Genomic DNA, 25,407 nt, shown 5'->3' with positions numbered 1-25,407 from the left:
CTATGTTGCCCCATGTAAAGAAACTAGAGAAGGTCGATCTTTTGAAATAGAAAAGGGGCTGTCCTGAAAGTCGAAAATTGACCTTCAGCAGCTCCTTTTTCCTCAAAATATTATTTTACCCAAGAACCAACTATCGGATATTGGTAAGGCCGGTCATTTAATGCACGGAAAATCCCCACTAAAGGGGCGATAATTGCCATTAATCCAAAAACAATCAAGAATGGCAAACCGATGAGTACCCATGAGAAGAATGCCGAGATAGCGATTAACACCCCAATTACAATATGGAAGAGCGCAGCTTGAAGCGCCAGGCTTTTCACTTCCCGATCAGATATCAAAAGGTAAACGATCAGCGGTACGAGTATAGGTGCAAACCACGTACTGGCGTGAATAAGAATTCGAAGCCCTTTATGTTCCAATTATCATAAACTCCTTTTTCTGCTGTAATAAACTATATGTTTAGTTTATTTGATTCCCCCCCATTTTGTAACTCGCCTTGAGTCTAATTTTACATACGCCTCAAGTCTTATGAGTATAAGCGGAATGTGCTTGATGCTGCCAGCGCTGAAGCTGCTCCATTCCTTTATGGGCATTCAGCAGCTGTTCTGCCAGTGCCGTTCCTTCGGCCATGGAAGAGGTATGCCCAAGTATATAGAAGCGCAGCCCTGCGTTTAGAACCACTTGATTCCGATAAGGGGCAATCTCTCCTGATTTTTCTCCTGCTAGTACTCTTTGAATAGTTGTACATTGCACATCAGGAGTCAGGTTCTCTTTGTTTACTTCCTTTGCATGCTTTAATCCATAGTCCTCCGGATTGATAATGATAGATTCACTTTTCTCTTGGGTTACTTCATAAATAAAGCTGCTTCGGTGTACAGGCAGATCTTCTGAACCTTCCACCCCCTGCACGATAAATGCTTTTTCATAGGTTAGCCGCTGAAGGCTGGGTATGATCTTATTGACTGCGGATCGATGAAAAACACCAAGGATAATGTATTTGGCACTCGAAATATCCAGCAGCTTCTCAACCGTGTTCATGATTGTCCGCACGCCGATTTCTTTGCGTATTCTTCTTAATGAACCAAGCGGTGGACAAAACTTTTCCGTCCACCCAAACCCGATCTCTGTCTGATCAAGAGAAGATTCCACTTCTTCCAAGCTATGCGCGATCGGGACCTTTAAGTGTTCCAATATTGTTTTTAATGAAGTTCCGTGTTTAGGAGGAAGCGATTCATCCGCATGCAGAAACACTGGCAATCCTTGCTGTGATAACAGGATACTTACAGGAATCGTGGCGGCAAATGAGTTTCTGCCATTATAAGGGCCTCCGCAGTCGAGGATCTTTCGAGTGGTCTGCTGCGTCAAATGCTCGGTATGGTTTCGGAATTCATGAATGAAAGCGAGAAGTTCATCCGGAGTTTCCATCTTGATGCGTTCGGCCATAAAAAATGCGGCGATTTGGGCATCCGTTGCCACCCCTGAAGCAATGCACGCAGCAGCTTTAAGCGCCTCTTCATATGTGAGGTCTTTGGCACCCCGCTTTCCTCGTCCTACTTCTTTAATCCATTGCTGCATATCCGTCACCTCTCATATCTGTTAATTTTAGAATTATCTCATTTTTTAGCCTGAAAGGAAAATAAAAAAAGAGATTCAGTTTAAGAATCTCTTTTCCTGTTTCTCTATTACAGCATTCCCAGCCTTTTTTTGGTTGCCGGTCCCACAATTCCGTCGACTTTCAGTTTGTTTGCCTTTTGGTACTTGCGTACAGCCGAATCTGTATTTTTCCCGAAGATGCCGTCGATCCCTTTCGTACTGTAACCTTTATTGGTAAGTGTTCTTTGCAGCTCTTTCACTTCGGTTCCTTTGCTCCCAAGCTTCAGGTTCCCAGAGGAGTTCGCAGGAAGTGAGGATGGTTTCAGACCGTTTGCCGCTGCTATGGAATCATAAGATTTGCTCGAACTCGCTATCACCACAGGTGTATTCACTTTCACCTTACTGAAGAGCCACTGTACTTCGTTGTTGTACATGCGGATACAGCCGGCACTGGCATAGGTGCCAATGGAATTCGGGTTGTTGTTTCCGTGAATAGCGTAAGTGGTACCCCATGTCCCTCTGGCATTTAATCCCATCCAGCGGTTTCCAAGCGGGTTCCTCGGATCTCCTCCAGGAATATGGCCAGAGTAGTACGGCCGGTTAACGATTTTGTTTACAATTTTGAACTTTCCTTCAGGCGTAAAAGACCTTTCTCGGCCAGTAGCCACTTTGAACACACTGTTCAGCCTGCTGTTTTCATAGTAGGCCAGTTCATTCTTTGATTTGTTGATGATAATGAATTGGCTTACTCCAGCTGCACTGGCAGGCTGAGCAAAAAACAACACAAAACTGAACGTTAAGAGGAGCGCTAAAAATTTCTTCATCTGTTCCCTTCCTTACTTTAAATTTACGTTTGTTGCCAAACAATAAATCATATGCTCCTCCGCAGGATTAAGATTACAATTTTTACAAATTTATTTCATTTCAATGAAAACCGCTTCTTCGGTATCTTGTTAAAGTTACCAACCCTCTTTCTTTTGGAAAGAAGTCATTGATAATCTGGTGAATTGATCTTATCCTTAGATAAACAAGAGGATGAAAGGAGTAAACCATGAGCACCTTCAAGAAACAGCAGAATGGCATATTCCCCTCAGTCTGCCCTCTGGATTGTCCGGATCAATGCGGTCTGCTTCTACATAAAACAGATGGGAAAATAACGAGAGTTCAGGGAGATCCAAATCATCCCGTTACAAAAGGGAACATCTGCAACAAAGTAAGAAATATGCCGGAACGAATCTATGATTCGAAGCGGCTGACCACTCCTTTAAAACGGACAGGCCCTAAAGGGTCGGGGCAATTTGAACCAATAACATGGGACGAGGCAATAGAATCAATCGCCTCCAAATGGAAGAATCTTATAGCATCTGCGGGTCCTGAGAGCATTCTTCCCTACAGTTTTTATGGAAACATGGGGATATTGAGCGCTGAAGGCATGGACAGGCGTTTCTTTCACCGTCTCGGTGCCAGCCGCCTGGACCAGACTATCTGTTCAGTGGCAGGATCCGTTGGCTATAAATACACAATGGGAGGAAGCTTTGGAATCGATCCTGAAGACACCATCCATTCAAAATTAATCATCTTTTGGGGGATAAATGCAGTCAGCACCAATATGCATCAAGTCGCACTGGCGCAAAAAGCACGAAAAAACGGAGCAAAAATCGTCGTTATTGATGTCCATAAGAACCGGACAGGTATTCTAGCAGACTGGTTTATTCCTATTCTTCCGGGAACAGACAGTGCTCTTGCTCTCGGCTTGATGAACCTCCTTTTTGAAGATGGCCTGGCGGATCTGGAGTTCTTGCAAGAATACTCCATCGGCTATCAGGAACTCCGGGAACATGTAAAACAATATGATCCCCATACCGTAGCAGCAATTACCGGAATCCCGGTTGACGATTTAAAGGAACTTGCAGCGCTATACGGTACAGTCTCACCTTCTTTTATCCGCATCGGAAACGGTCTGCAGCATCATGACAACGGCGGTATGTCTGTCCGTACCATCGCATGCCTTCCAGCCATAACAGGGCAATGGATTGTAAAAGGCGGTGGCGCGATAAAAGGAAACTCCGGCTACCTTGCCCACAATACAGCAGCGGTTCAACGGCCAGATCTGCTTGAGAATAAAGGGACACGCGTCATTAACATGAACCAGATCGGAAGTGCTTTGCTTGACTTAAAGCCGCCCATCTCATCGATGTTTGTATACAATTGCAATCCAGCTGTAGTAGCTCCGGAAGGGAATAAAGTACGCAAAGGGCTGGAACGGGAAGATCTGTTCATTGTCGTTCACGATCTGTTCCTGACCGAAACAGCATCCTATGCGGACATCGTGCTGCCCGCTACCTCATCGTTTGAAAACACGGATTTTTATACGTCCTACTGGCACAAATACACTCAGATACAGGAACCTGTAATCGAGCCATATGGGGAAAGCAAGTCCAATCCCGATGTTTTCCGCCTACTGGCCGAAGCGATGGGGTTCCAGGATGATGTGTTTACAGATTCTGATGAAGAAATGATTGAACAGGCGTTCCATTACCCGGCCAATTCATATATTGAAGACATTGATTTGCAGGCGTTAAAAGAAAATCAGTTTGTCAAAGCAAAAAACACACCATTGTTTCCAGGAAGACTGCCGACACCAAGCGGGAAAATCGAGCTGTATTCCAAAAAGATGGAGGAAGACGGCTACCCAGCACTGCCGACGTATATTCCACTTCCTGCTGACGGTGATCATCCATTTTTATTCGTATCGGGACCCAATCATAATTTCTTAAACTCGACGTTCAGTAATAACGATAAACATATCCAGTTGGAAAAAACACCTCAGGTGCATATCAATTCGAGAGACGCAGCTGAACTGGACATTGAAAACGGAGAAATGGTAAGAATATGGAACAAACGTGGAGAATGCTTGCTGCAGGCATCCATCGGTGAAAACGTTCTGTCCGGAGTAGCGGTTACACAGGGGCTTTGGGCAGACCTTCCTGGTACAAAACAGTTAGTCAACGTTCTAACGCCTGACCGGGTCGCCGATATGGGCGGCGGTGCGACTTTCTTCTCCGGACGGATCAGTATTGAAAAAATACAATAAATAACCAATAGGAGGAAACGATGTATCAGAGCAGCATCCGGCCAAAAAATGATGACCGAAAGAACGTGAATACGACTTTGAGCCAGTCATTGTATAAGGAATTAAAAGCATTGGCAGCAAAGCTTGACAGACCTGCAAACGACCTTCTAGAAGAAGGCATGAGGCACGTACTAGAAAAATATAAAAATAAGAGGACTTCAAAATAAGCAAAAAAATAAAGGATGTACGCCCCGCTCATGAGGTGTACATCCTTTTGCTTGTTTCAGGCTGATGCAAGTACAATTGAAGATTGATCCTGCCATCTGATGAAACAGATATCCCTTCACTCTCGAGAAAAAACCGTTGGACAGTGTGCATTTCTTCGTCTGTAAACCCGATTTCTCCCTTTGCATTGATGACCCGATGCCAAGGAAGGCGATGCTTTTTACTCATCGAATGAAGAATTCTCACAACCTGTCTTGCACCGCGGGGACTTCCAGCGAGGCGGGCGATCTGTCCATAAGTCATGACTTTTCCTTCAGGTATTTGTTTTATGATAAGAAGTGCCCGGTCAGTAAACGTCATAGATACATCCCTTTCAACGAGAGGTTTACTGTTAGTGTACAACAAAAATTCGGTACAACCCAGTGAGAGCTGTACCTAAAAAACTAAATCTGCCGTTCTTTGATAAATCCACGCTTACTCATAAAGTTAATAATCTCTTCTCGATAACATTCAGGATTGTCAAAATAGACCGCATGGCCAGCTTCAATACTAACAAGCTCTGTGTTCGGTCTTTTTGACACCATTTCCTGAGCATGCTCAGATGATAGCACTCTCTTCAATAAGGCCGGAACGCTTGAGACGGTCCATTCTTTCCAATAGTCCCCGTTTAGTTCACGTTGTGAGCGGAGGATGTCCCCCACGTCGAATGGAAGCCCCTACCTTTTCAATGTTGAGATGATTCAGCAGAGCAATCGCGTCTTCAACATACAAGTCATTTTCATAGCTTGACGGACGGCCGGATTCACCGTGCCCCCTCTGATCAAGCGAAATCATACGGCAGGCTTCCTAAATAAGTTCGGCTAATCCTTCTGCAAAGCGCCCCTCATTCATGTGTCCGTGCAATGCGAGAATAGTCGTTCCTTCCCCGCCAAAGTCCAAGTAGGATAGTCTTGTGTCCGGCCCATCGAAGAACAACCGTTTATAATTTGTTTTCTTTTTGATCATCATGCATCACCTTCTTTCCAATTGTTCGCTCAATACAGATCAAACATGTTGACTTCATATCCTTGTTGCTTCAAATAGTTAAACAGCTGCGCCCGGTGATGCTGAGCGTGCGTTACGATTTCGATCAGCCATTTGGCTTGCACAGTCCCGTGATCTAAATAAAACGGCTTCGTTTTCTTTTGAAGAAATTCTTCATCCGGCAGCTGTTCCATGTAGCTTCTTACATCCTTCAGCCCGTTTTTCATTCTCGCGATCCATTGTTCTGGCTCGTGATCAGCGGCAGCCTTCGCTTCAAGTTCCCGCACCTCTTCTTCGCCTTTCTCCTGTAGGATCAGAAGGTCAGTAGAAGGCACGGAAACGAGATGCAGCACCAGTTCATGCAAAGATCTCATGTTATCTCTTGGCCGGTAATCCAAGTGGTTCGTTGATATTTTACCGATTAAATTTGTTGAAGTTCTTACAATCAGGTCCAATTCTTCGAGAAGCATCTCTTTCAATTCCTTAATTTCCTGCATTTTGCTCACTCCATTTCCCTTTTTTGATTTCCTTAAGCGCTTATTCACTTGTTGTGATTTCATTGTAGCTTATAATAGTGACAGGGAATGTCATAAATAAAATATGGGGAAAATTAAGATTTCAAAATCGAAGCGTATCCTGGAATTAATGATGACTGTAAACCGAAGAAGAAAGTTTACTGTAAAAGAACTGGCTCAGGAATTCGGCGTCTCACAGCGCACGATCCTCCGCGATTTGCAAGAGCTAAGCGAGCTGGGTGTCCCTCTGTATTCAGAAGTAGGCCCTCATGGAGGCTATCAGGTGCTGAATGAACGGATACTGCCCCCCATCGCGTTTACGGAAGAAGAGGCAGCCTCCATTTTTTTTACAGGCCACGCCCTGCGCCATTTTTTATCATTGCCGTTTGAAACGGAATACTCTTCAGCGCTAAACAAGTTTTATTTTTATATGTCCGGTGAAGTCAGGGACTGGATTGATGAGATGAAGAATCGTGTAGACATCATCACCCCGCATCGGAGCTCAAAATCTCCCTATCTGTCTGCTCTTCTGAAGGCGTCCATCCAGCAAAAGGTAATTGAGGTAGAGTATGCATCAAGAGGTGAAACCACAAAAAGGGAGATTCAGCCGATCGGAATTTATGCGAGCTCCTCCGCAACGATTTTCGGCTCTTCCGCTGCGACCGCATTCATAATGTTGGCGATCCATCGAAAAAAATGGGACCGATGGACTCTTCCTCGCTTCACCTGGGAAACAGAAGATCCTACAACCAGCCGGGAGAAAAACTGGTCAAGCTTATTGTTGAACTGAACAAGGAAGGTGTCCAGCAGTGTGAATCAGAAATTTGGGCCGCACCCCAGCTAAAGACACGAAAAGATGGCACAGGATGGCTGGAGTGTCCAATTCCAATAACCGATTTGGACTATTTTGCGGAATTTTTTATTGGAATGGGTAAAAAAGCGAGGGTAAAGCAGCCTCAAGATTTGCTGGAGCTCATGAGGATCCGGCTGAGGGAATTATTGGACCTTTATAAATGAAAAGAAAACCAGGCCCATTTTGAAACCAGGCCTGGTTTTAGTTACGTAAAGTATTCAATTTTCGCATTAGGAAAGTATTTGTCGATGTCTGACTCCAAACTTTCCCGCAGTTCGAGCTCTTCTTCTTTGCTGTAGATATATTTTCCGATTCCGTAACGGCCCCATTTGTAGCGCCGCTCTTCTTCGTTCATCTCAAGCTTTGTTTTAGGATAGTTTTTCTCGATGACGCGTTTGGCAGGCTTTGTAAAGCGATGCTGAATCATCTCAAATGTAATATCATCCCTGGCACTTTGGGGAAGTGCGGCATCCAGCTTTTCAAACAGCTGGCGATAGCCTTCCTGCCAGCTTTCATGAATATAGATGGGAGCGACGATAAATCCAAGAGGATATCCTGCTTCAGCGACCTTCTTTGCAGCCTCGATCCGCATGTCGAGAGGGGATGTTCCCGGTTCAAAATATTTAATCACATAGTCAGCATTCACACTGAAACGGAATCGCGTGCGTCCGTTATGTTTTGCGTCCAGCAGATGATCGACATGATGAAATTTGGTTACAAATCGAAGGCGTCCAAGGTCAGACTGGCCAAAATATTCAATGGCATGCTTCAATGTATGTGTCAAATGATCGATTCCAACAATATCGGACGTACAGGAAGCTTCAAACCGTGTGATCTGCGGAGCTCGTTCTTCCATATATTTTTGAGCCTGGTCCAATATTTCTTCCACGTTCACATAAGTGCGGATATAAGGCTTGCTTCCCATCGTTGTCTGTAAATAACAGTAGTGGCAATGACCCATGCACCCGGTGGCAAAGGGAATGGCATACTCAGCTGACGGTTTGGACGAATCAAAATTTAAAGTCTTCCGCACGCCCACAACAAGTGTTGATTTGGCATTCCTGTATTTTTGCAGATCGTTATCTCCTGGGATATTTCGTACTTGATTATGTGAGGTTGTTTCCCGGATCTCGAGGCCCATATCTTCAAATTTCTTTTTCAGCTGAACCCCAAGAGGGTACTCCAGCGCTCTCGGTTCAATGTATACCAGCTGCGGTACAAAAGGTTTAATCAAAAATTACACTCCCTTTACTGATACTGTTCATAATCAAAGATTTCTTTATATTGCTGCTCTGCTTCTTCAAAGGTGTCATATACAGCATCATCTTCGGCCAGAAGATGATAGGACTCGTGCAAAAACAGCGCCACTTCATTCTCATGTTCAGGATGCTGGACAATTTCAGCCTGCGTAATGTTTGCAACATTCGGCGTATGCGGGTTTCTATAGATGACAAAGACTTGATCGCCGGCTTGATATTCCCTTTTTTGCATGTTGATCCATTCCTTCCTGATAAATTGCTTTCCGTTTCTATCCTTGCCCCAAGCTCCTCTTTTTATGTTAGGCTTCGTTAAAGCATATTGTTGACTGGCGATGATGAGAGCCGGCGGTTCAATCACACCCCACTAAAAAACGACAACATTGACTAACAGAGCTTTATGTTAAAAAAGACCTTCCATTATGGAAAGTCTTCAACTATTCATCATGAGGATTAATGATGGCCAGGACTTGGTGATCCTCCCATTTTCCATTGATCTTTACATTCTTAATGGCCAGGCCCTCTTTATGAAAACCTGCCTTCTTCAAAACTCTTATCGATCCTATGTTATGAGGCATAACTCCCGCTTCAATGCGGTGAAGTTTCAGTTCTTCAAATGCATACTGTACGATAAGCTTGGCTGCTTCTGTCGTGTACCCTTTACCATTATGCTCCTGATCCAGGAAATATCCGATGAACGCACTCTTAAGGGAGCCGCGCAGTACTTGAAAAAGATTGATCGTGCCAATTAGCGCATGCTTGTTCTTTGTAAATATACCAAACTGATAATCCGAATCATTTTTTTGAGATTGTTCATATTCTTTTATCCTTTTCCGCTGGCCTTCTATACTGTAAAAATCGTCGGGACGTCCCATGGAAAATCGCTCAAAAAAACAACGATTTTTCTTTTGCAATTCAAGCAGCGCCTCCGCATCTTCCATCGCGAACGGCTTTATGTATATTCTTGCCACTAACAACAGATCCCCCCTCTCTTATAAGCGCACCTCATTTGAAACTTCAAACATGTAGCTGACGGTCTGTTTTATTATTTTACTTCATTAATTACTAGTTAAATATTACCATAAAAGGACAAAATTTTCACGTGGTAACTTGTTTTTTCATTCTTTTTACTGTAGCGATGCCTATGATAAAAATACAGAAAACCGCAATAGCCGACACCATGATACCTGCCCAAACTCCAAAGGGAGGAATGGTGTGAAGCGATTTATATAAAAGCAGTGCACCAAATGACAAAATAAATAAGGTCACTGAAAAAAGAAAGAGCAAAACATAATGCACAATATAAAGGATCATGAACCGGCTTAAGGGCATATGCTGAAGCGTTAGCCCCTCCCAAACAAAATCTATTAATCTTTTCATTGCGGCCTCCTTTATAACCATAATAGACATTCGGAGGAAAAGTTATTCGTATATTCTTACTTTCAGCACATTTTACTTAACACCCTCATTGGCTTCGGCTATAATGTGTATATTCCAATCAGAAAGGTCGGATATTAAAATGCGCCAGCCTCCAGTCTCTATTCCACGACCCTTAGTACGGCTTAATCAGTGGTTTATTGTCCTTTCTGTTGCGGCAGTTTGGTTGACAGGCTTTGAATGGGCCCTTCTTCTCCCGCTCGCTGCAGGTGTCTCTGGACTTTTGTTCCGGTTTAATCCGGTCATGCAGTTTGGAAAGCTGTTTCTGCAAAAACCACCTTCTTCCTATGTTCCGGAAGAATGGAATCAGCAGCAGTTTAACCAGAAGATTGCAGTGGCATGCCTTTTCTTCGCTTATCTTTCTTATATCCTTCATTACACGATCGCTGCCTATGTATTTACGATTATGGTTTTCTTTGCCGCTTTTATCGCGATCCTCGGATTTTGCATCGGGTGCTTTATCCGTTTTCAATGGCAGCAGTATCAATACCGCAGATCATCCAGCCATTAAAAAAGCAGCGTTCCTGAATATATGGAACGCTGCTTTTTTGTTATACGTTTAATATATGCTGTTTTGCTAGTAGAATAAGAGCAGCGATCATTAAGATTCCTGAAACAGCTGCTTCCGTATTGGAGCCCGTCTTGGTATATAGCGGAGATCGAAACCGTAAAGGAATCGGATACAAAAATTGAATGCCTCTGGATGTGCAGGCATCCAGAATGAGATGGCTGATCACACCAGCGAGTAACCCATATTTCAGATTCAGACTGTAGGTTGAATGGAGGTCATCAGCAAGCAGGATGACTGCTGCAATGAACAGCCAGCTATGTGTAATCGTTCGATGACCAAACGTTTTGCTGACAAACTTTGAAAATAGCTTTGTTTTTCGCCCAGCCCATGAATTAGGATGGCATAGGTCTGGAAGCAGACTGCCGAGAAGTCCTGCTCCATAAAAGACAAGCTGATGGTCTAAGGAAGCTGGTCCATCTATCCATTCGTTTACGAGTGCTGCCGCTGCCAAACCTCCCATTAAATGTGTGTTCCCTTTCATCGTTCACCTTTTTTCTTGTTGTTAGTTTACATAATCTTATGCAGGTTAACTAGTAGAGAGAAATAACAAAAGAGCAGCAATTGCTACTCTTTGTTTTCTTCCGTACGGACATGCTCCCATACTTCTGTCACTTCACCTGAATCACTGATATCCACGACATATGAACCGTTATTATACCGATCTGCATTTTTAAGTTTTGCCGGTTCAACCAGTACGACACTGTTGTTCTTTGTTTTTACTTCATAACTGGCATTTGCATTTGCCAGCTCCAGACCGATGACACGGTGTGGATTGCTTTTCAGTTCCCGCAGCATGACAAGCCCGCGTTTTGCTCTTGATGATTTATCAAATTCCGTAATCTTCATTTTTTTAACAGATCCGCGATGTGTAATTAAGACAAGCTGGCTGGCTTCTTTTTCAGGCAGCGCTTTTCCGCTCACAACAAAATCGCCATCTTTAAGGTTTATTCCTTTGACTCCAGCAGCCCGCTGTCCGACCACATTGATCTCTTCCTCACCAAACCAGAGACCGTAACCATAATGTGTAGCAATAAAGACATCCTCACTGCCGTTCGTAAGGTGTACATCGATCAATTCATCGTCGCCTTTAAGCTTGAGAGCCATCAACATCTTGTTATACCGCTGTGCCTTATACTGCATTAACTCTGTTTTCTTTGCCATCCCTTGTTTCGTAAAGAAGACCAGGAATTGATTCTCCTGAAATTCCTTGACAGGTATGACTTTAATCAGCTGTTCATCACGGTCGAATCCAACCATGTTGGCCAAATGCTGGCCTGTATCCTTCCATCGTGCTTCCGGAAGCTCATAGACCGGCATAAAAATGTAATTTCCTTTGCTTGTGAAAATCAATATAGTATCGGTTGTGTTCAGCTGAGCAGCCATCAGAAGGCGGTCAGTCTCTTTCATCCCAGGAGCTTCTCCGTTTGAAGCGGAATAAGAACGAAGGGACGAACGCTTGGAGTAGCCGTCTTTCGTTACGGTGACCATCACTTCTTCTGAAGGAATCATGACCTCCATATTGATTTTGATTTCTTCAATTTCATCTTCAATCTTCGTTCGGCGTTCATCACTATATTTCTTTTTGATTTCAGCCAATTCTTTTTTGATTACATTGAACAATTTAGCTTCACTGTTTAAGATGCCTGTTAAATAAGCAATTTTCTTTTCAAGTTCTGAAGCTTCATTTTCAAGGGTTGTTACGTCCGTATTCGTCAGTCTGTAAAGCTGTAATGTAACGATCGCTTCAGCCTGAGCTTCTGTGAAGGAATATTTTTGAATAAGATTGTCTTTCGCATTCCGCTTATCTTTTGAACCGCGGATGATCGCGATGACTTCATCAAGAATTGAGATCGCTTTAATCAAGCCTTCAACGACATGCTGGCGTTCTTTCGCTTTGTTAAGATCATACTGGGAGCGCTTAGTAACAACTTCTTTCTGGTGCTCGATATAAGCTGAAATGATTTGTTTGAGCCCCATCAACTTCGGCGTCTTATTATGGATGGCGACCATGTTGTAGTTGAACGAGATCTGAAGGTCCGTATTCTTAAACAGAAAAGCTAGTACGCCTTCAGCATTACCGTCTTTTTTCAGTTCAATAACGATACGCATTCCAGTACGGTCGGTTTCATCCCTTACTTCGGAAATTCCCTCAACCTTCTTGTCCAGCCGTAGCTCGTCAATCCGTTTTACCAGGTTGGCTTTGTTTACTTCAAAAGGAATCTCGGTAATAACGATCTGCTGCCTTCCGACCTTTAGATCTTCAATCCGAGTCTTTGCGCGTACGATCACACGGCCTTTACCTGTTTCAAACGCTTTTCTTATGCCTTCTTTTCCTTGTGCGATTCCTCCTGTAGGAAAATCTGGCCCTTTGATCACCGTCATCAGCTCATCGAGAGTCACGTCGGGATTAGCGATCTGCATCGTTACAGCGTCAATAACTTCTCCAAGATGATGTGGCGGAATGTCTGTAGCATATCCAGCAGATATACCGGTTGATCCGTTGACAAGCAAGTTCGGATATCTTGCAGGAAGTACGACAGGCTCATCAATCGTATCATCAAAGTTTGGTGCGAATTCCACCGTGTTTTTTTCAATATCCCTTAACAGTTCCGAAGAGATTGAAGCGAGTCTTGCTTCGGTATAACGCATGGCCGCTGCCGGGTCTCCGTCAACACTTCCGTTGTTGCCATGCATTTGGATCAGCACGTTTCTAACTTTCCAGTCCTGGCTCATCCGTACCATCGCCTCATATACGGAAGAATCTCCATGGGGATGATAGTTCCCGATTACGTTACCGACAGTTTTTGCTGATTTTCGGTACGGTTTATCGGCGGTGTTGCCTTCCTGAAACATCGCGTACAGAATACGCCGCTGTACTGGCTTCAGGCCATCCCTGGCATCAGGCAATGCACGGTCCTGAATAATGTATTTACTGTACCTCCCAAAACGGTCTCCGATGACCTCTTCGAGCGGTAAATCCATAAATCGTTCTACTAATGACAAAATCTAAACCTCCTCAGGATACTGCTGATCTGATATGTTTTCATTATCCAGAATGTTGGTATCCTCGTTTAACCCGAACTGAACATGTTCTTCAATCCATTTTCTTCGCGGCTCTACCTTGTCTCCCATCAGTACGGAAACCCTTTTTTCAGCTCTGGCAGCATCGTCGATCTTCACACGGATCAATGTTCTAGTTTCAGGATCCATCGTTGTTTCCCAGAGCTGATCAGCGTTCATCTCACCAAGTCCTTTATAGCGTTGAATGATATAGCCTTTTCCGACCTTTTTTATCGCCGTTTTTAACTCATCATCATCCCATGCATATTCGATGATTTCTTTTTTTCCGCTTCCTTTGCTCACCTTGTATAGCGGCGGCAGAGCGATGTATACTTTTCCGTTCTCGATCAGCGGTTTCATATAACGGTAAAAGAAAGTCAGCAGCAGGACTTGGATATGCGCGCCATCCGTATCCGCATCGGTCATGATGATGACTTTTTCATAATTAAGGTCTTTCACTGTAAAATCAGAACCTACTCCTGCTCCAAGTGCATGGATGATCGTATTGATTTCTTCATTCTTAAAGATATCCGCAAGTTTTGCTTTTTCTGTATTGATGACCTTACCCCTTAGAGGCAGAATCGCTTGAAAACGCCGGTCACGCCCCTGCTTGGCTGAACCTCCGGCAGAATCACCCTCTACGAGATACAGTTCGTTCTTGGCAGGGTTCTTTGAGGTTGCCGGAGTCAGTTTTCCGCTTAGCATCGTGTCTTTCCGTTTGTTCTTCTTGCCGTTACGCGCATCTTCTCTCGCCTTGCGTGCTGCTTCCCGTGCCTGGGCAGCTTTAACGGCTTTCCTGATCAGCATTTCACTGATCTGAGGGTTTTCCTCAAGGAAGTACGAAAGATTGCCTGAAACGACGCTGTCGACGCTTGATCTGGCATCACTGCTGCCAAGCTTGCTCTTCGTTTGGCCTTCAAATTGAAGCTTTTCTTCCGGAATGCGGACCGAGATAATAGCGGTCAAGCCTTCACGAATGTCGGATCCGTCCAGGTTCTTATCGCGTTCTTTTAAAAGAGATACCTTTCGGGCGTAATCATTCATGATCCGTGTGATAGCGGTTCTAGCACCTGATTCGTGCGTTCCTCCATCCTTCGTGCGAACGTTGTTAACGAACGAAAGGACGTTTTCTGCGTACCCGTCATTAAACTGAAACGCAAAGTCGACTTCGATGTCATTTTGAGACCCTTCGAAACTGACTACAGGGTGCAGCACATCTTTATCCTCGTTCAAGTACGTGACGAAGGCTTCAATGCCTGACTCATACTGATACGTATCACTCTGTCCGGTCCGTTTGTCCGTCAGTTCAATCTTTACGCCTTTCAATAAGAATGCCGCTTCTCTTAACCGCTCACTAAGCGTTTCATAGTTATAATTGGTCGTGCTGAAGATCGAGGCATCCGGTTTAAAATGAATGATCGTCCCCGTCTTTCTTGTCGTACCGATTTCCTCGAGTGTTGTAACCGGCTTGCCGCCGAATTCAAATCGCTGCTGAAAGATCGTACCGTTCCTGTGAATCGTCACTTCGAGCCATTCAGACAAAGCGTTAACGACTGAGGCGCCTACACCATGGAGACCGCCGGACGTTTTGTATCCGCCCTGGCCAAATTTACCCCCTGCATGCAGAATGGTCAGGATTACTTCCGGTGTCGGCTTGCCCATTCTATGCATACCAGTCGGCATACCCCTTCCTTCGTCTCTGACGCTTACACTGTTGTCTTTATGTATCGTGACATATATATTATTGCCGTGCCCCGCGAGTGCTTCATCGACGGCATTATCTACGATTTCATAAACAAGATGATGCAATCCTCGGCTATCGGTGCTCCCGATATACATACCAGGACGTTTTCTGACCGCTTCAAGGCCTTCTAATACCTGTATGGCATCATCGTTATATTCTAAATGTGGTTTACTAGCCAAAACACTTTCTCCCTTCAAAAAACTTGCAGTGTAACTAATCATACCAGAACATTTGTTTCTATTCCAGATAAGAAAAGCGTAAGCGGCCTGGGACGAAATGTGTTTATATTTCATCTTCCGAGGACCTAAACTGAAGCCAGACATTCCTTCTCTGCCAGCTGATTTTATACTTTCCTGCATCTTAAAAAATGATAGACCGCTTTCTATTTTAACTTTTCTGCTTCAATCGTGCAAAAACCTTTTGAGTTTACACAAAAAACCACCCCATCAAATCGGGTGGTTCAAGCTTATCTGACTAATCTGGCGTACTCGATTTTGATGCATTTATCCATTATGGAAACCGTTTGATTTTCCTTCAAATAGTCATATGCTTCATCGTTCGCAAGTCCTAGCTGTGCCCAAAAAACATCTGCCCCGATGGCAACGGCATCCTTCGCAACCTCAAGCAGGTATTCACTTCTGCGGAAAACATTCACGATATCAACATGACCTTCAATCTCCTGCAATGTTTTTACCGCTTTTACCCCTAGTACTTCATCAACTGCCGGATTTACCGGAATGATTTCATAGCCGGCATCCTGCATGACCGAAGATACCATGTAAGAAGTTTTCATGGGATTGTCCGAAAGGCCTACAACAGCGATCCTCTTTTTTGATGTGAGAATATCCCTGATTTCATGATCAGCCGGATTTTTAAAATGCATACCGTTTCCCCCTTAAGATTTCGACCAATACTCTATATATGAACCTAAAATCCGATTTTCAAACACATGAAAATGCCAGCCGTTATGAGGCTGGCACGTTTTAAGACTAATTCAAATGATAGATCGAGGAATACTTCTCTTCAAAATATCGGATCAAATAGTCAGGATTTAAGCCCTCACCTGTAACATCTTGAAGAATCTCCATCGGTTTTTTCATTTTCCCGTATTGGTGGATATTTTTGCTCAGCCACTCCTGAACTGGTTTAAGATCCCCTTTTTCAACAAGCTGATCAAAATCAGGGAGATCACGGATTAGGGCTTCTTTTAATTGTGCTGCATAGATATAGCCCAATGCGTAAGAAGGGAAATAGCCAAAGCTGCCTCCTGACCAATGAACATCCTGAAGGACACCCTCACTGTCATTCTGGGGCTTCACTCCGAGATATTCCTGCATTTTTTCATTCCAGATACGAGGAAGATCTTTCACCTCAATTTCATCGTTGAATAAACCTTTTTCAATTTCATACCGAACAATGACATGAAGAGGATAAGTCATCTCATCTGCTTCGATACGGATCAGTGAAGGTTCAACTACATTTATCGCTTTATAAAAACTCTCCAGATCTACATTATCGAACTGGCTTCCTGCATATTGCTTGAGCGAAGCATAATGATGATTCCAGAACCCTTGATGGCGGCCAACGAAGTTTTCCCAGAACAGCGACTGTGATTCATGTATGCCCATGGATGTACCCGTGCTGAGCGGTGTTCCTACGAGTGCTTCTGATAGGTTTTGCTCATATAGGGCATGTCCGCCTTCATGAATTGTACCAAAAATCGCTGTACGGAAATCTTTTTCCACATAGCGGGTCGTTACACGGACATCTCCAGGATTCAAACCAATAGCAAACGGATGGACCGTTTCATCCAGACGTCCTGATTCAAAATCGTATCCCATCTCTTTTAGGACATGAAGACTGAATTCCTTTTGTTTCTCTTTAGGGAACGCCTCAAACAAGAAAGCCGTCTCAGGCTTTCCAGCTTCGGTCACCTTCTGCAAGAGCGGAACGATGCGGTCGCGCAGTTTAGCAAACGTCTCATCCAAAATTTCTACAGTGACACCAGGCTCATACATATCCAAAAGGGTATTGTACTTATTGCCTTCATAGCCCCAATATCCGATAAAGCGTTTATTAAATTCCACAAGCTTTTCCAAATAAGGCTGGAACATAGCAAAATCAGATTTGGCCCTCGCTTCTTCCCAAATGCTTTCTGCTTTCGACTGCAGAATCACATATTCCTTAAACTCATCTGCGGGAATTTTTGTATTGCGGTCATAATCTTTTTTGACCTCATCCAGCGTTTTTTTTGTTACTTCCGAGAGCGAATCATATACGGAGCTTACAGAAAGTTCTTCTATGTATTTTTTCATTTCATTTGATGTGGACATAGCAAATACATCCGCAGAAAGCGTACCTATGACTTCTGAACGCTGGCTGACTCCTTTTTTTGGCGCACCTGTACGCAGATCCCAGTACATCAAACCAATGGCTTCATTCATATGCGTCATTTTTTTTACGTAATTAAGAAATTCCTTTTCTACCGATTGCAAGGTCTGTGACATTATGTTCTTCCTCTCTAAACTTAAGTAAATTAACCATACCATCTAACCATTCGGCAGAAAACATAAAACTCCTGCAAGAAAGAAAAGCAAAAGCACCCTTATAAGTCCGACAAGCGCTGGAGATCTTACACTGCAACACGTTTTTTTGTGTTGTGGGGTAAGAGTGAAGCGACCTAAGACGAATTGTGATTTATCAATTCGCCCACCGAGGACTTAAGCTGAAAACTGAAATTCGTTTTCAGCCCTGGGTGCAGGAGCCAGACATCACACCTATGCCTTTTCAAGGCTGTCTTGGAAACATAATTAATGTAAACGTTCTAGAAATGAGGAGGTTCCATGTTCTCCTCTGATGCCAAATTCGTAAGATAACGCCTGTTTTAATGCATGATCAGCTTCTATAAAAGCCTGATGATATTGATCACCGTATTGTTCCTTTAATGCTTTTATCGTTTCATACGCGTGCTTCAGCTGCAGGATATATTCCGCATTCTGTTCCAATGTCCATCACCCCTGATCACAGTATGGCCGGTTCCTGTGTTCCTCATTACTCATCCAACAAAAAAGATCTCCCGAAGGAGATCCTTTATGTTAGCTGCGGGGCTGTCTTTTTCCGAAGTACTGGTAATAATCGGTCTTAATATGCCCATTATATAATTTTCTCTTTTTCGTAGCTGCTTTGCCATAGTGCTGCTCAAACTGCTCATTGGAGGTAATGACATATACCGACCAAGTTTCAAGTGGACGGAAGACCTCACCCATGTCTCTATAAAGCTGTTTCACTTCTTCCTTCTCACCCAGACGTTCCCCATAAGGCGGGTTGCTGATCACATATCCGTACTCTTTTCTTGTCGTAAAATCTCTGACCTGCATCTGTTTAAACGAAATGAAATCGCCAAACCCAGCTTCTTCAGCGTTATTGATCGAGAGGTCGATCATTTTATGGTCGATATCCGATCCTTGAATATCAAGCGGTGTATCATACTTGGCGAGATCATGCGCTTCTTCAACCGCACGATACCATACTTTTTTATCAATCCAATTCCAATTTTCAGAAGCGAATTCTCGATTAAGCCCTGGCGCCACATTCTGCCCGATCATGGCTGCCTCGATCGGAATGGTTCCTGATCCGCAGAATGGGTCTACAAACGGCTTGTCCGGTGTCCAGTTCGTTAATTTGATGAGAGCTGAAGCCATTGTCTCTTTTAGCGGCGCTTCACTGTGCAGGGCACGGTAACCCCGTTTATGGAGGCCCGTCCCGCTCGTATCAATCGTAAGAGTAGCCAAGTCTTTTAATAGTGCGACTTCAATTCGATAAAGAGCACCATCTTCCGGAAACCATGTTTCTCTTTGATAAGCATACTTCATTTGATCGACTACAGCTTTTTTAACGATGGCCTGACAGTCAGAAACACTGAATAATTTTGACTTAACGGACTTTCCGATAACAGGAAATTCTCCATCCTCAGGGATAAAATCAGACCAAGGCAACGCTTTCGTCTGTTCAAACAGTTCATCGAATGTTTCCGCTTTAAATTCTCCGACAAGAAGTTTAACACGGTCTGCGGTCCTCAGCCATAGATTGGAGCGGCATAGGGCAGACTCGTCTCCTTTAAAAATAATCTTGCCGTTTTCAACTTTTACGTCCTCAAACCCAAGGTCACGGACTTCCTGTGCAACAATGGATTCCAGGCCCATGGCTGCGGTAGCAATATACGTCAGATTCATAAGAGATCTCCTCATGGTTGTTTTTCCAGTCTTAATATACCCAAAATTGTTTATGTAAAAAGAAAAAAGGCCACTAGGGCCCTCTTACATTCTCAAGTGTCACCAATAACGTTCTGTAAGCCATGTTCTGTTCCATCGTACTGCATTCGGCTTCCGCCTCGTACTCCGGTGGTAATCATCTATCTCCAGATGAATAGTCATCTGTTCTTCTTCGCGTTCAATTCCGCTCAGAAAACTCCCCTACCATAATTTGGGTTTCTCGCTCGTGGGGTTTACCGCGTTCCACTCTTGCCGTTTCCGGAAAGACTACGTCACTGTGGCACTTTAAAGGTAGTGTCACCATATCCGAAGACTTAGGTGAGTTCCCTGCCGTTAATCCAGTCGAAACCAGAATACCCTGGCTTATCTTTTCGCCAGGCACGAACACTACGGCCATCGCAGACCGTGCGAGCATGGACTTTCCTCAACATCTTTAAAAAGATGCCGCGATTACCCGAACGTTATTAGTTTTAAATTGTCAAAGCAAAATTTAGTATAGCAGGAAGCTGTTTAAAAATCAAATGGATAATAATTACTGAATCAATCGTAAAGTTTGCTTCCGAATACGTGCTTTTCCAGATTTGACAGACGCTGAAGAATGTCGGAATTAATGTTCATGGATGATGTTGGAACTCTTCTTGTCTGTTCAGATGTATTTTGCACTTCTTTGCGAAGCCTGTTGTTTTCCTGAATGACTTTGTCAAATTCCTTTTGGAAGTTCTCATAGTCTTTTATGATCAAATCAAGAAATTTATCTACTTCATCTTGATCATAACCTCGAAAACCCTGTTTAAAATCTTTTTCGAGAATTTCTTTTGCAGTCAGATTCAATCGTTTTTCTCCATTCATCGGGCTCACCTCAATGTTTAACTTCATTTTTCCTGCGTTCGCAGCATAATTCAAACAAATACACCGTTCTTTATTTATACATGATGACTTTTTATTAAATCTAGCCTATATTTTTTCAAATTCAATAGAAAAAGTCAATTTCTATCCAAAATCATTCCCAAAATTCCCCTTTGGCGTCCTGTTCATCCTGATAGATCAGTTCAAGGTCAGACGGTGTGATATATAGTACTTCGTATGCCGGATCTTTTTCTTGCCTCCGTCTGGCAGGTTTAAGATAAAAACGCGGTGTTCCCGGAGTATCTTCATCATATAAAATGAGCATCCCATCGGTTTTCTGCACAAGAAACCCATTTTTTGCGGCCAGCTGCTTCGGACTGAAGTACGGTTTATTGGAGATCGATTCTACAAAATCCGCCTGCGCCAGCAGTTCATGATACTGCTCCTGCCGGGCTTCGTTCCAATTCGCTTCCTGATCCAGGAATGGGGTAAGCACTGCAAGTTTGAGATCCGGAAATCTTTGATCCCGAAGCTCAACAGCGACTTCCCCCGCCCATATTTCAACACCCGGCTGGCCGCTGATGATCACCCATTCCAGTCCTTCTTCCAAGAGCACTGTCAGTTGTTTCTCAATGGCTTTTTTTATATAGTGTACCCCCGGATCTTTCTCTTTAAAAATCCCGAGTTCATGGGATTTATATCCAGTTATCAGCAAGTTTTTCACCATGAACTTCTCTCCCAGCACTTCATTTACTTTGAAAAAAGGAACCAATCAAAATGATCAGTTCCCTCACGTAACATGACTTAATTCATTTGCAATAAAAAACGTCAGTCCCAAAACAAGAAAAAATGCAAATACTACCCATTGCCTCACGGATCCATCTCTCCATCGCTTAATATACTAGCATATTTTTACAGGAAAATGGCCGATTCCCCAAATTTCTACATCACGTGTAACGTTTTAGCGATTATCGTCAAAGCGGCGCACATTTTGCGCTTGCCTGGGGAATAATTATTATTTTCCTATGAAAAATCTCTTTTTTTATTCTACACAAAAAGTGTCCAAATTTAAATACATTTATCGGCCAAAATTTATATTTTTTTAGGAGTTTTCACATTTTTTTCTTAATCTCTGAATTCTGTTGTCCAAAGCTGCTTTTTCTTTCTCTTCCGTCCGTTTTAACAACCTCTTTTTGCTCTTCCAGATCCCGTACGCAGCTTCTGCATAATAGAGCGCTTTTTCATAGTCTTTTCCCTGATGTTCATGCCATTTCGCCAATTCGACATACGGTTCTTCATCATTTCCCAGCGAACCATTGGTGCAAAGTTCCTGCCAGAGCGGAACTGCCAGATGATCTTGCTTTGTTTTTTTATAAAGAGCCGCTGCTGCCTTTTTGGCCATTTTACTTTGGCTTCCTTCCCCGTTCATCATCTCCGTATATTTTTGCAGAGCAATGCCAAACTGGCCGGCAGATTCGTACCACCTTGCCGATTCATACTGTTCAATGCTCGTCACTGCAGATCCGCCCTGCAGGAGTTTGGAGATATGGATATAGAGGGAAATCAGCGATAAAACATCCCATTCATTATGGGTCATGATCCCTTTTACAAGTTCGGGATCGTTTTCTTTTAAATATTGAAAATAGAGCATGGGCGCCAGATAACCTGGAGTGTCATGCTCCCGCTTCACACCGAGGATCTCCTTTTCAACGACAGAGAGCCTTACGGATTCAAGGCTCTGTTTCCAAAGCCTTCTGGATCCATGGAGAAGATCAAAATGTCCAAACGCCGGCAGAGAAGGTACAAAATCCCGAATCAGTGTATGTCTCGTTTTAACTTGAGGCCAGTCAAAGGATTTCCCATTGTACGTAACCAAGTTTTTCAGTTCCTTGATTTGAATTAAAAAAAGATGGTACATCGCAATTTCCGATCCAGGGCCTGGAAGAAAAAACTGTTTCACTTTTACCTGATCTTCTTCCACTTGGCTGTAGCCGAGGAGAAAGATGGTATTTCCTGCTCCACCGCTTAGTCCAGTCGTTTCCGTATCAAAGAAAACAAGATCGGATGGATATAGGTCATGAGAAGATAGCGGATGAACGGCACCAGCCTTCCTCCAGTTTTCCATCACTTCTTCCAGTTCTTCGAATGAATAATTTCCCCAGCGCTGATCCAATGGATAGCTGACTTCCCTGACGAGGCAATACTCTTCTTCATAAAAATAAGGCGTCGTTTGAAAACTGTTCCAAGCTTTATGATGCTGAATGACTGGCTGAGAAGGCGGCGTCTGGATGCTCGTCAGGGCTTCCTTCTTCTCAGAGACGAGGTGCTTCTTAAAACGATTCAGTTTCGACTGCATCGACATTTTCATCTCTCCTGACTGCATCCAGCAGCTTCAGTGCCAGAACTTTCGCATTTTCCCCTTCAAGCATTGTTCCCGTACAAGAAGGGCATCCTGCTTCACAAGGGCATGTTTGGATAACCTGGTGAGCTTCGTGTATCACCGTATCCCATATCTTATATACATTCTCACTCAACCCGATTCCGCCCGGATACCGGTCATAAAGGAAAATAGTCGGCTTTCCGGAATGAACCGCTTTGATCTGCGGAACAACATGCAGATCGCTCGGATCGCACATAACAAAAAGCGGAGCTACATGCCGGAACACATTTGCAATCCCGATCAGCCCCTGTTCGATGGAGCTTTCACGTATATTTTGAAGCTGATCCCGGTCAAATTCAAGCCAGGTAGCTGACGTGTGAAGCTCCTCTTCCGGAAGATGGATGGGGCCAGATCCGATATTCTCATGGGTTTCAAATTTTATTTTCTTAAAAATGGTAGCCATCGCATTCACGGTTACTTCCCCAAATGCCCTCTCCTGATCTTTCAGCTTCGTATTCTTGTCGATTTCGAGCACTTTTAAGGAAACGGCAAGATTGGCATCTGTAAAATAATCAACATCTACTTCCCGGACGAATGCTTTCTTTTCTTCATAATCCAGTTTTTCAACCTGATATTGAACACCCTGATGAAGATAAATGGCTTCTTCATGCAAAAGAGTCATTGAGCTGAAACGGTCCATCTCCCCGATGATTCTTACGTTTGCTACATCACTTTGATCCACGATCACCACATTTTCCTGAGAGGCGGAGCGTAACGAAATGTTGTGGGCCGGAAAGGAATCGTTCATCCAGAAGTATCGTTTCCCCTGATGATGAAGGACTTGTTCTTCGGTTAAAAACTCAAGTATCTCTTCAATTTCTACTCCTCCAAATACATCCCCTTCTTTAAAGGGAAGCTCATATGCCGCACATTTGACATGATCCACAAGGATGATCAGATTTTCCGGGTTGATACGGGCAGATTCAGGCGACCGGTCAAAAAAGTATTCCGGCTGCTGAATGATATACTGATCCATCGGACTAGAGCTAGCGACCATGATCACGACAGATTCATCCTGACGGCGGCCCGCTCTTCCCGCCTGCTGCCACGCACTGGCGATCGACCCGGGATACCCTGTTAAAATACAAGCGTGGAGCTGTCCGATATCGACACCAAGCTCAAGGGCGTTTGTACTGACGACACCCATGATCTCCCCGTTTCGCAAGCCCTTCTCGATGGCCCTCCGCTGGGTCGGAAGATAGCCGCCTCGATACCCTTGAATGGACTTCATGCCGAATTCCTTTTTGGCTAGTTCCTGAAGGTACGTCAGCAGAATTTCCACTCTCACGCGGCTTCTGGCAAAAACGATCGTTTGGATCTTGTTTTTAAGAAACTGGCCTGCAAGATCTCTCGCCTCCAGTGTGGCTGATTTCCGAACGTTCAGCGGCTTGTTCACAATCGGCGGGTTATAGAAGATGAAGTGTTTCTTACCGCTCGGCGCGCCGTTGTTGTTGATGAGTTCCATTCCTGTTCCTGTGAGATTTTCCGCCAGTTCTTTCGGATTGGCAATCGTAGCTGAAGTACAGATGAAGATCGGATCGCTTCCATAGAATGAGCAAATTCTCTTCAAACGGCGGATGACATTTGCGACATGGCTGCCAAACACCCCTCTGTATGTATGGAGCTCGTCGATGACGATATACTTCAGGTTCTCAAACAGTGAGACCCACTTCGTATGATGAGGCAGAATCGCTGAATGCAGCATGTCCGGATTTGTCATAACGACATTTCCGGCTTTTCTTACCACCTGCCTGATGTTGGCCGGTGTATCGCCATCATACGTATAGCTCTTGATATCAAGACCGATCGCATCAATAAACTCGTTGATCTCAGCCTTTTGGTCCTGTGCGAGCGCTTTGGTCGGAAATAAGTATAAGGCTCTGCTGTCCGGGTTTATCGCGATTTCTTGCAGGACCGGCAAGTTATAGCACAGGGTTTTCCCTGAAGCTGTCGGCGTGACCGCGACAAAACTCTTTTGGTTCTGTGCGGTTTGGAAGGCAGTCAGCTGGTGGGAATATAGTGAAGTTACTCCCCTGTCTTGTAATGCTTGTTTTATATGTGGATGAAGTGTTTCAGGTATTTGCCCTGTCAACGCTTCTTTTTCTTCTATTATTTTCCAGTGAACAATCTGTTCATTAATGGACGGCTCCGTTCTTAATAATGCAAGCAGTTCCTGCATCGTTTTTTTCGTTTCCATATCGTCACCTCATCCTCTATTTTATCGAATAAACGTTCGTAAGAAAACTAATATCTCATTTAGAGGGGATTGGTGTATGTAAATTGTTGCGACGGAACCGGGAAAATAAACAAATCAACTTAAAATCCCCCTCTCAAAGTCAGATGAAAGGAGCTTTAATTGTATGAATACCTCTAATTCCCTGCTTAAAACGGCTTAAGAAGAAAGAAAGTTTAATATTTAGGGGGGAATGGACTCTGATTTTATCTTTTAGGAGCTGTACGCAGACTTTATTATCGAAAAAAATTTTTTATTATCGAAAAT

General features: G+C 43.8%; 26 protein-coding genes, 1 other RNA gene and 1 pseudogene. 4 read left to right on the top strand and 24 right to left on the bottom strand.

Going from position 1 to position 25,407, the window contains the following annotated elements; all coding sequences use genetic code 11:
* Window positions 1-110: 110 nt before the first annotated feature.
* The 3 genes from OKX00_RS10955 to OKX00_RS10945 all read right to left on the bottom strand — a co-directional run bounded on the left by OKX00_RS10955 (window position 111) and on the right by OKX00_RS10945 (window position 2,417).
* Window positions 111-419 (bottom strand): DUF4870 domain-containing protein, encoded by a 309-nt coding sequence (locus OKX00_RS10955; protein ID WP_062235577.1) that lies wholly within the window; start codon window positions 417-419, stop codon window positions 111-113.
* 100 nt (window positions 420-519) lie between these two features.
* Entirely contained in the window at window positions 520-1,575 is a 1,056-nt protein-coding gene (locus OKX00_RS10950; protein ID WP_265410378.1) for an anthranilate phosphoribosyltransferase, read from the bottom strand.
* A 107-nt stretch (window positions 1,576-1,682) separates the two neighbouring features.
* Window positions 1,683-2,417 carry a L,D-transpeptidase family protein gene (locus OKX00_RS10945; protein ID WP_082683454.1) on the bottom strand — a complete coding sequence of 245 codons (735 nt, stop codon included), beginning with the start codon at window positions 2,415-2,417 and terminating at the stop codon, window positions 1,683-1,685.
* Between the two features lie 227 nt (window positions 2,418-2,644).
* Between OKX00_RS10945 and OKX00_RS10940 the strand changes: the two genes are divergently transcribed.
* Together OKX00_RS10940 and OKX00_RS10935 are read left to right on the top strand one after the other, a co-directional pair.
* Window positions 2,645-4,687, top strand: coding sequence for a molybdopterin oxidoreductase family protein (locus tag OKX00_RS10940; RefSeq protein ID WP_265410377.1), 2,043 nt, complete (start codon window positions 2,645-2,647; stop codon window positions 4,685-4,687).
* Between the two features lie 20 nt (window positions 4,688-4,707).
* Entirely contained in the window at window positions 4,708-4,893 is a 186-nt protein-coding gene (locus tag OKX00_RS10935; protein ID WP_053358194.1) for a ribbon-helix-helix domain-containing protein, read from the top strand.
* Window positions 4,894-4,921: 28 nt separating this feature from the next.
* Here the strand turns inward: OKX00_RS10935 and OKX00_RS10930 are convergent, their stop codons facing one another.
* The 5 genes from OKX00_RS10930 to OKX00_RS10910 form a co-directional block, all read right to left on the bottom strand.
* Window positions 4,922-5,251, bottom strand: a complete 330-nt coding sequence (locus OKX00_RS10930) for an MGMT family protein (protein ID WP_265410376.1) — start codon at window positions 5,249-5,251, stop codon at window positions 4,922-4,924.
* An 83-nt stretch (window positions 5,252-5,334) separates the two neighbouring features.
* A complete protein-coding gene (locus OKX00_RS10925; protein WP_265410375.1) occupies window positions 5,335-5,592 on the bottom strand; it encodes an alpha/beta fold hydrolase in 258 nt (85 codons plus the stop codon).
* Window positions 5,564-5,725 carry an alpha/beta fold hydrolase gene (locus OKX00_RS10920; protein WP_265410374.1) on the bottom strand — a complete coding sequence of 54 codons (162 nt, stop codon included), beginning with the start codon at window positions 5,723-5,725 and terminating at the stop codon, window positions 5,564-5,566. Before OKX00_RS10920 ends, OKX00_RS10925 begins: the two co-directional genes overlap by 29 nt.
* A gap of 12 nt (window positions 5,726-5,737) precedes the next feature.
* On the bottom strand, window positions 5,738-5,899 hold the full coding sequence (locus OKX00_RS10915; protein WP_265410373.1) for a hypothetical protein: 162 nt from the start codon (window positions 5,897-5,899) through the stop codon (window positions 5,738-5,740).
* A 26-nt stretch (window positions 5,900-5,925) separates the two neighbouring features.
* A complete protein-coding gene (locus OKX00_RS10910) occupies window positions 5,926-6,411 on the bottom strand; it encodes a DinB family protein (RefSeq protein WP_265410372.1) in 486 nt (161 codons plus the stop codon).
* A 118-nt stretch (window positions 6,412-6,529) separates the two neighbouring features.
* Here OKX00_RS10910 and OKX00_RS10905 point away from each other — a divergent pair.
* A pseudogene (locus tag OKX00_RS10905) lies at window positions 6,530-7,446 on the top strand (helix-turn-helix transcriptional regulator).
* A gap of 41 nt (window positions 7,447-7,487) precedes the next feature.
* On the opposite strand, the gene splB reads toward OKX00_RS10905, so the two are convergent.
* The 4 genes from splB to OKX00_RS10885 form a co-directional block, all read right to left on the bottom strand.
* A complete protein-coding gene (gene splB / locus OKX00_RS10900; protein WP_265410371.1) occupies window positions 7,488-8,516 on the bottom strand; it encodes a spore photoproduct lyase in 1,029 nt (342 codons plus the stop codon).
* Window positions 8,517-8,530: 14 nt separating this feature from the next.
* Window positions 8,531-8,773, bottom strand: a complete 243-nt coding sequence (locus tag OKX00_RS10895) for a transcriptional regulator SplA domain-containing protein (RefSeq protein ID WP_265410522.1) — start codon at window positions 8,771-8,773, stop codon at window positions 8,531-8,533.
* Window positions 8,774-8,975: 202 nt separating this feature from the next.
* Window positions 8,976-9,518: a GNAT family N-acetyltransferase gene (locus OKX00_RS10890; RefSeq protein WP_416054333.1), complete on the bottom strand. Its 543-nt coding sequence runs from the start codon at window positions 9,516-9,518 to the stop codon at window positions 8,976-8,978.
* Between the two features lie 118 nt (window positions 9,519-9,636).
* Complete coding sequence (locus tag OKX00_RS10885) at window positions 9,637-9,918, bottom strand: hypothetical protein (RefSeq protein ID WP_062235547.1); 282 nt, start codon at window positions 9,916-9,918, stop codon at window positions 9,637-9,639.
* A gap of 103 nt (window positions 9,919-10,021) precedes the next feature.
* On the opposite strand from OKX00_RS10885, the gene OKX00_RS10880 reads away from it, so the two are divergent.
* The gene (locus OKX00_RS10880; RefSeq protein WP_322114363.1) at window positions 10,022-10,486 is read left to right on the top strand and encodes a DUF4395 domain-containing protein; all 465 of its coding nucleotides are present in this window, start codon (window positions 10,022-10,024) and stop codon (window positions 10,484-10,486) included.
* A 40-nt stretch (window positions 10,487-10,526) separates the two neighbouring features.
* On the opposite strand, the gene OKX00_RS10875 is transcribed toward OKX00_RS10880, so the two are convergent.
* From OKX00_RS10875 to OKX00_RS10820, 12 genes are all read right to left on the bottom strand, one after another.
* Entirely contained in the window at window positions 10,527-11,027 is a 501-nt protein-coding gene (locus tag OKX00_RS10875) for a metal-dependent hydrolase (RefSeq protein ID WP_053358185.1), read from the bottom strand.
* Between the two features lie 83 nt (window positions 11,028-11,110).
* Window positions 11,111-13,549, bottom strand: a complete 2,439-nt coding sequence (gene parC, locus OKX00_RS10870) for a DNA topoisomerase IV subunit A (protein ID WP_265410369.1) — start codon at window positions 13,547-13,549, stop codon at window positions 11,111-11,113.
* Window positions 13,550-13,552: 3 nt separating this feature from the next.
* Window positions 13,553-15,529 carry a DNA topoisomerase IV subunit B gene (parE, locus tag OKX00_RS10865; protein WP_256225906.1) on the bottom strand — a complete coding sequence of 659 codons (1,977 nt, stop codon included), beginning with the start codon at window positions 15,527-15,529 and terminating at the stop codon, window positions 13,553-13,555.
* Window positions 15,530-15,816: 287 nt separating this feature from the next.
* Window positions 15,817-16,233 (bottom strand): CoA-binding protein, encoded by a 417-nt coding sequence (locus OKX00_RS10860; protein ID WP_265410368.1) that lies wholly within the window; start codon window positions 16,231-16,233, stop codon window positions 15,817-15,819.
* 106 nt (window positions 16,234-16,339) lie between these two features.
* Window positions 16,340-17,857, bottom strand: coding sequence for a carboxypeptidase M32 (locus OKX00_RS10855; protein ID WP_265410367.1), 1,518 nt, complete (start codon window positions 17,855-17,857; stop codon window positions 16,340-16,342).
* Window positions 17,858-18,160: 303 nt separating this feature from the next.
* On the bottom strand, window positions 18,161-18,355 hold the full coding sequence (locus OKX00_RS10850; protein ID WP_248252938.1) for a hypothetical protein: 195 nt from the start codon (window positions 18,353-18,355) through the stop codon (window positions 18,161-18,163).
* Between the two features lie 90 nt (window positions 18,356-18,445).
* Window positions 18,446-19,582: a THUMP domain-containing class I SAM-dependent RNA methyltransferase gene (locus tag OKX00_RS10845; RefSeq protein ID WP_416054321.1), complete on the bottom strand. Its 1,137-nt coding sequence runs from the start codon at window positions 19,580-19,582 to the stop codon at window positions 18,446-18,448.
* A gap of 111 nt (window positions 19,583-19,693) precedes the next feature.
* Window positions 19,694-20,083, bottom strand: an RNA gene (gene rnpB, locus OKX00_RS10840) — RNase P RNA component class B.
* 78 nt (window positions 20,084-20,161) lie between these two features.
* On the bottom strand, window positions 20,162-20,470 hold the full coding sequence (gpsB, locus tag OKX00_RS10835) for a cell division regulator GpsB (protein WP_053358547.1): 309 nt from the start codon (window positions 20,468-20,470) through the stop codon (window positions 20,162-20,164).
* Between the two features lie 151 nt (window positions 20,471-20,621).
* A complete protein-coding gene (locus tag OKX00_RS10830) occupies window positions 20,622-21,194 on the bottom strand; it encodes an SLOG family protein (protein ID WP_322114362.1) in 573 nt (190 codons plus the stop codon).
* Between the two features lie 375 nt (window positions 21,195-21,569).
* Entirely contained in the window at window positions 21,570-22,829 is a 1,260-nt protein-coding gene (locus OKX00_RS10825; RefSeq protein WP_265410365.1) for a ribonuclease H-like domain-containing protein, read from the bottom strand.
* On the bottom strand, window positions 22,798-25,104 hold the full coding sequence (locus OKX00_RS10820; protein ID WP_265410364.1) for a DEAD/DEAH box helicase: 2,307 nt from the start codon (window positions 25,102-25,104) through the stop codon (window positions 22,798-22,800). Before OKX00_RS10820 ends, OKX00_RS10825 begins: the two co-directional genes overlap by 32 nt.
* Window positions 25,105-25,407: the final 303 nt, after the last annotated feature.

The organism is Fictibacillus sp. KU28468, assembly GCF_026153615.1.
Lineage (GTDB): Bacteria > Bacillota > Bacilli > Bacillales > Fictibacillaceae > Fictibacillus_C > Fictibacillus_C marinisediminis.
The sequence above is the reverse complement of the archived record's forward strand: the minus strand, read 5'-3'. Positions and strand labels throughout refer to the sequence as shown.

Coding starts and splice junctions, on each gene's coding strand:
- OKX00_RS10950 (WP_265410378.1), bottom strand. CDS start 1,575: ATGCAGCAATGGATTAAAGAAGTAGGACGAGGAAAGCGGGGTGCCAAA.
- OKX00_RS10945 (WP_082683454.1), bottom strand. CDS start 2,417: ATGAAGAAATTTTTAGCGCTCCTCTTAACGTTCAGTTTTGTGTTGTTT.
- OKX00_RS10940 (WP_265410377.1), top strand. CDS start 2,645: ATGAGCACCTTCAAGAAACAGCAGAATGGCATATTCCCCTCAGTCTGC.
- OKX00_RS10935 (WP_053358194.1), top strand. CDS start 4,708: ATGTATCAGAGCAGCATCCGGCCAAAAAATGATGACCGAAAGAACGTG.
- OKX00_RS10930 (WP_265410376.1), bottom strand. CDS start 5,251: ATGACGTTTACTGACCGGGCACTTCTTATCATAAAACAAATACCTGAA.
- OKX00_RS10920 (WP_265410374.1), bottom strand. CDS start 5,725: ATGATTTCGCTTGATCAGAGGGGGCACGGTGAATCCGGCCGTCCGTCA.
- OKX00_RS10915 (WP_265410373.1), bottom strand. CDS start 5,899: ATGATGATCAAAAAGAAAACAAATTATAAACGGTTGTTCTTCGATGGG.
- OKX00_RS10910 (WP_265410372.1), bottom strand. CDS start 6,411: ATGCAGGAAATTAAGGAATTGAAAGAGATGCTTCTCGAAGAATTGGAC.
- OKX00_RS10895 (WP_265410522.1), bottom strand. CDS start 8,773: ATGCAAAAAAGGGAATATCAAGCCGGCGATCAAGTCTTTGTCATCTAT.
- OKX00_RS10885 (WP_062235547.1), bottom strand. CDS start 9,918: ATGAAAAGATTAATAGATTTTGTTTGGGAGGGGCTAACGCTTCAGCAT.
- OKX00_RS10880 (WP_322114363.1), top strand. CDS start 10,022: ATGTGTATATTCCAATCAGAAAGGTCGGATATTAAAATGCGCCAGCCT.
- OKX00_RS10875 (WP_053358185.1), bottom strand. CDS start 11,027: ATGAAAGGGAACACACATTTAATGGGAGGTTTGGCAGCGGCAGCACTC.
- OKX00_RS10860 (WP_265410368.1), bottom strand. CDS start 16,233: ATGCATTTTAAAAATCCGGCTGATCATGAAATCAGGGATATTCTCACA.
- OKX00_RS10855 (WP_265410367.1), bottom strand. CDS start 17,857: ATGTCACAGACCTTGCAATCGGTAGAAAAGGAATTTCTTAATTACGTA.
- OKX00_RS10845 (WP_416054321.1), bottom strand. CDS start 19,582: ATGAATCTGACGTATATTGCTACCGCAGCCATGGGCCTGGAATCCATT.
- gpsB (WP_053358547.1), bottom strand. CDS start 20,470: ATGAATGGAGAAAAACGATTGAATCTGACTGCAAAAGAAATTCTCGAA.
- OKX00_RS10830 (WP_322114362.1), bottom strand. CDS start 21,194: ATGGTGAAAAACTTGCTGATAACTGGATATAAATCCCATGAACTCGGG.
- OKX00_RS10825 (WP_265410365.1), bottom strand. CDS start 22,829: ATGTCGATGCAGTCGAAACTGAATCGTTTTAAGAAGCACCTCGTCTCT.
- OKX00_RS10820 (WP_265410364.1), bottom strand. CDS start 25,104: ATGGAAACGAAAAAAACGATGCAGGAACTGCTTGCATTATTAAGAACG.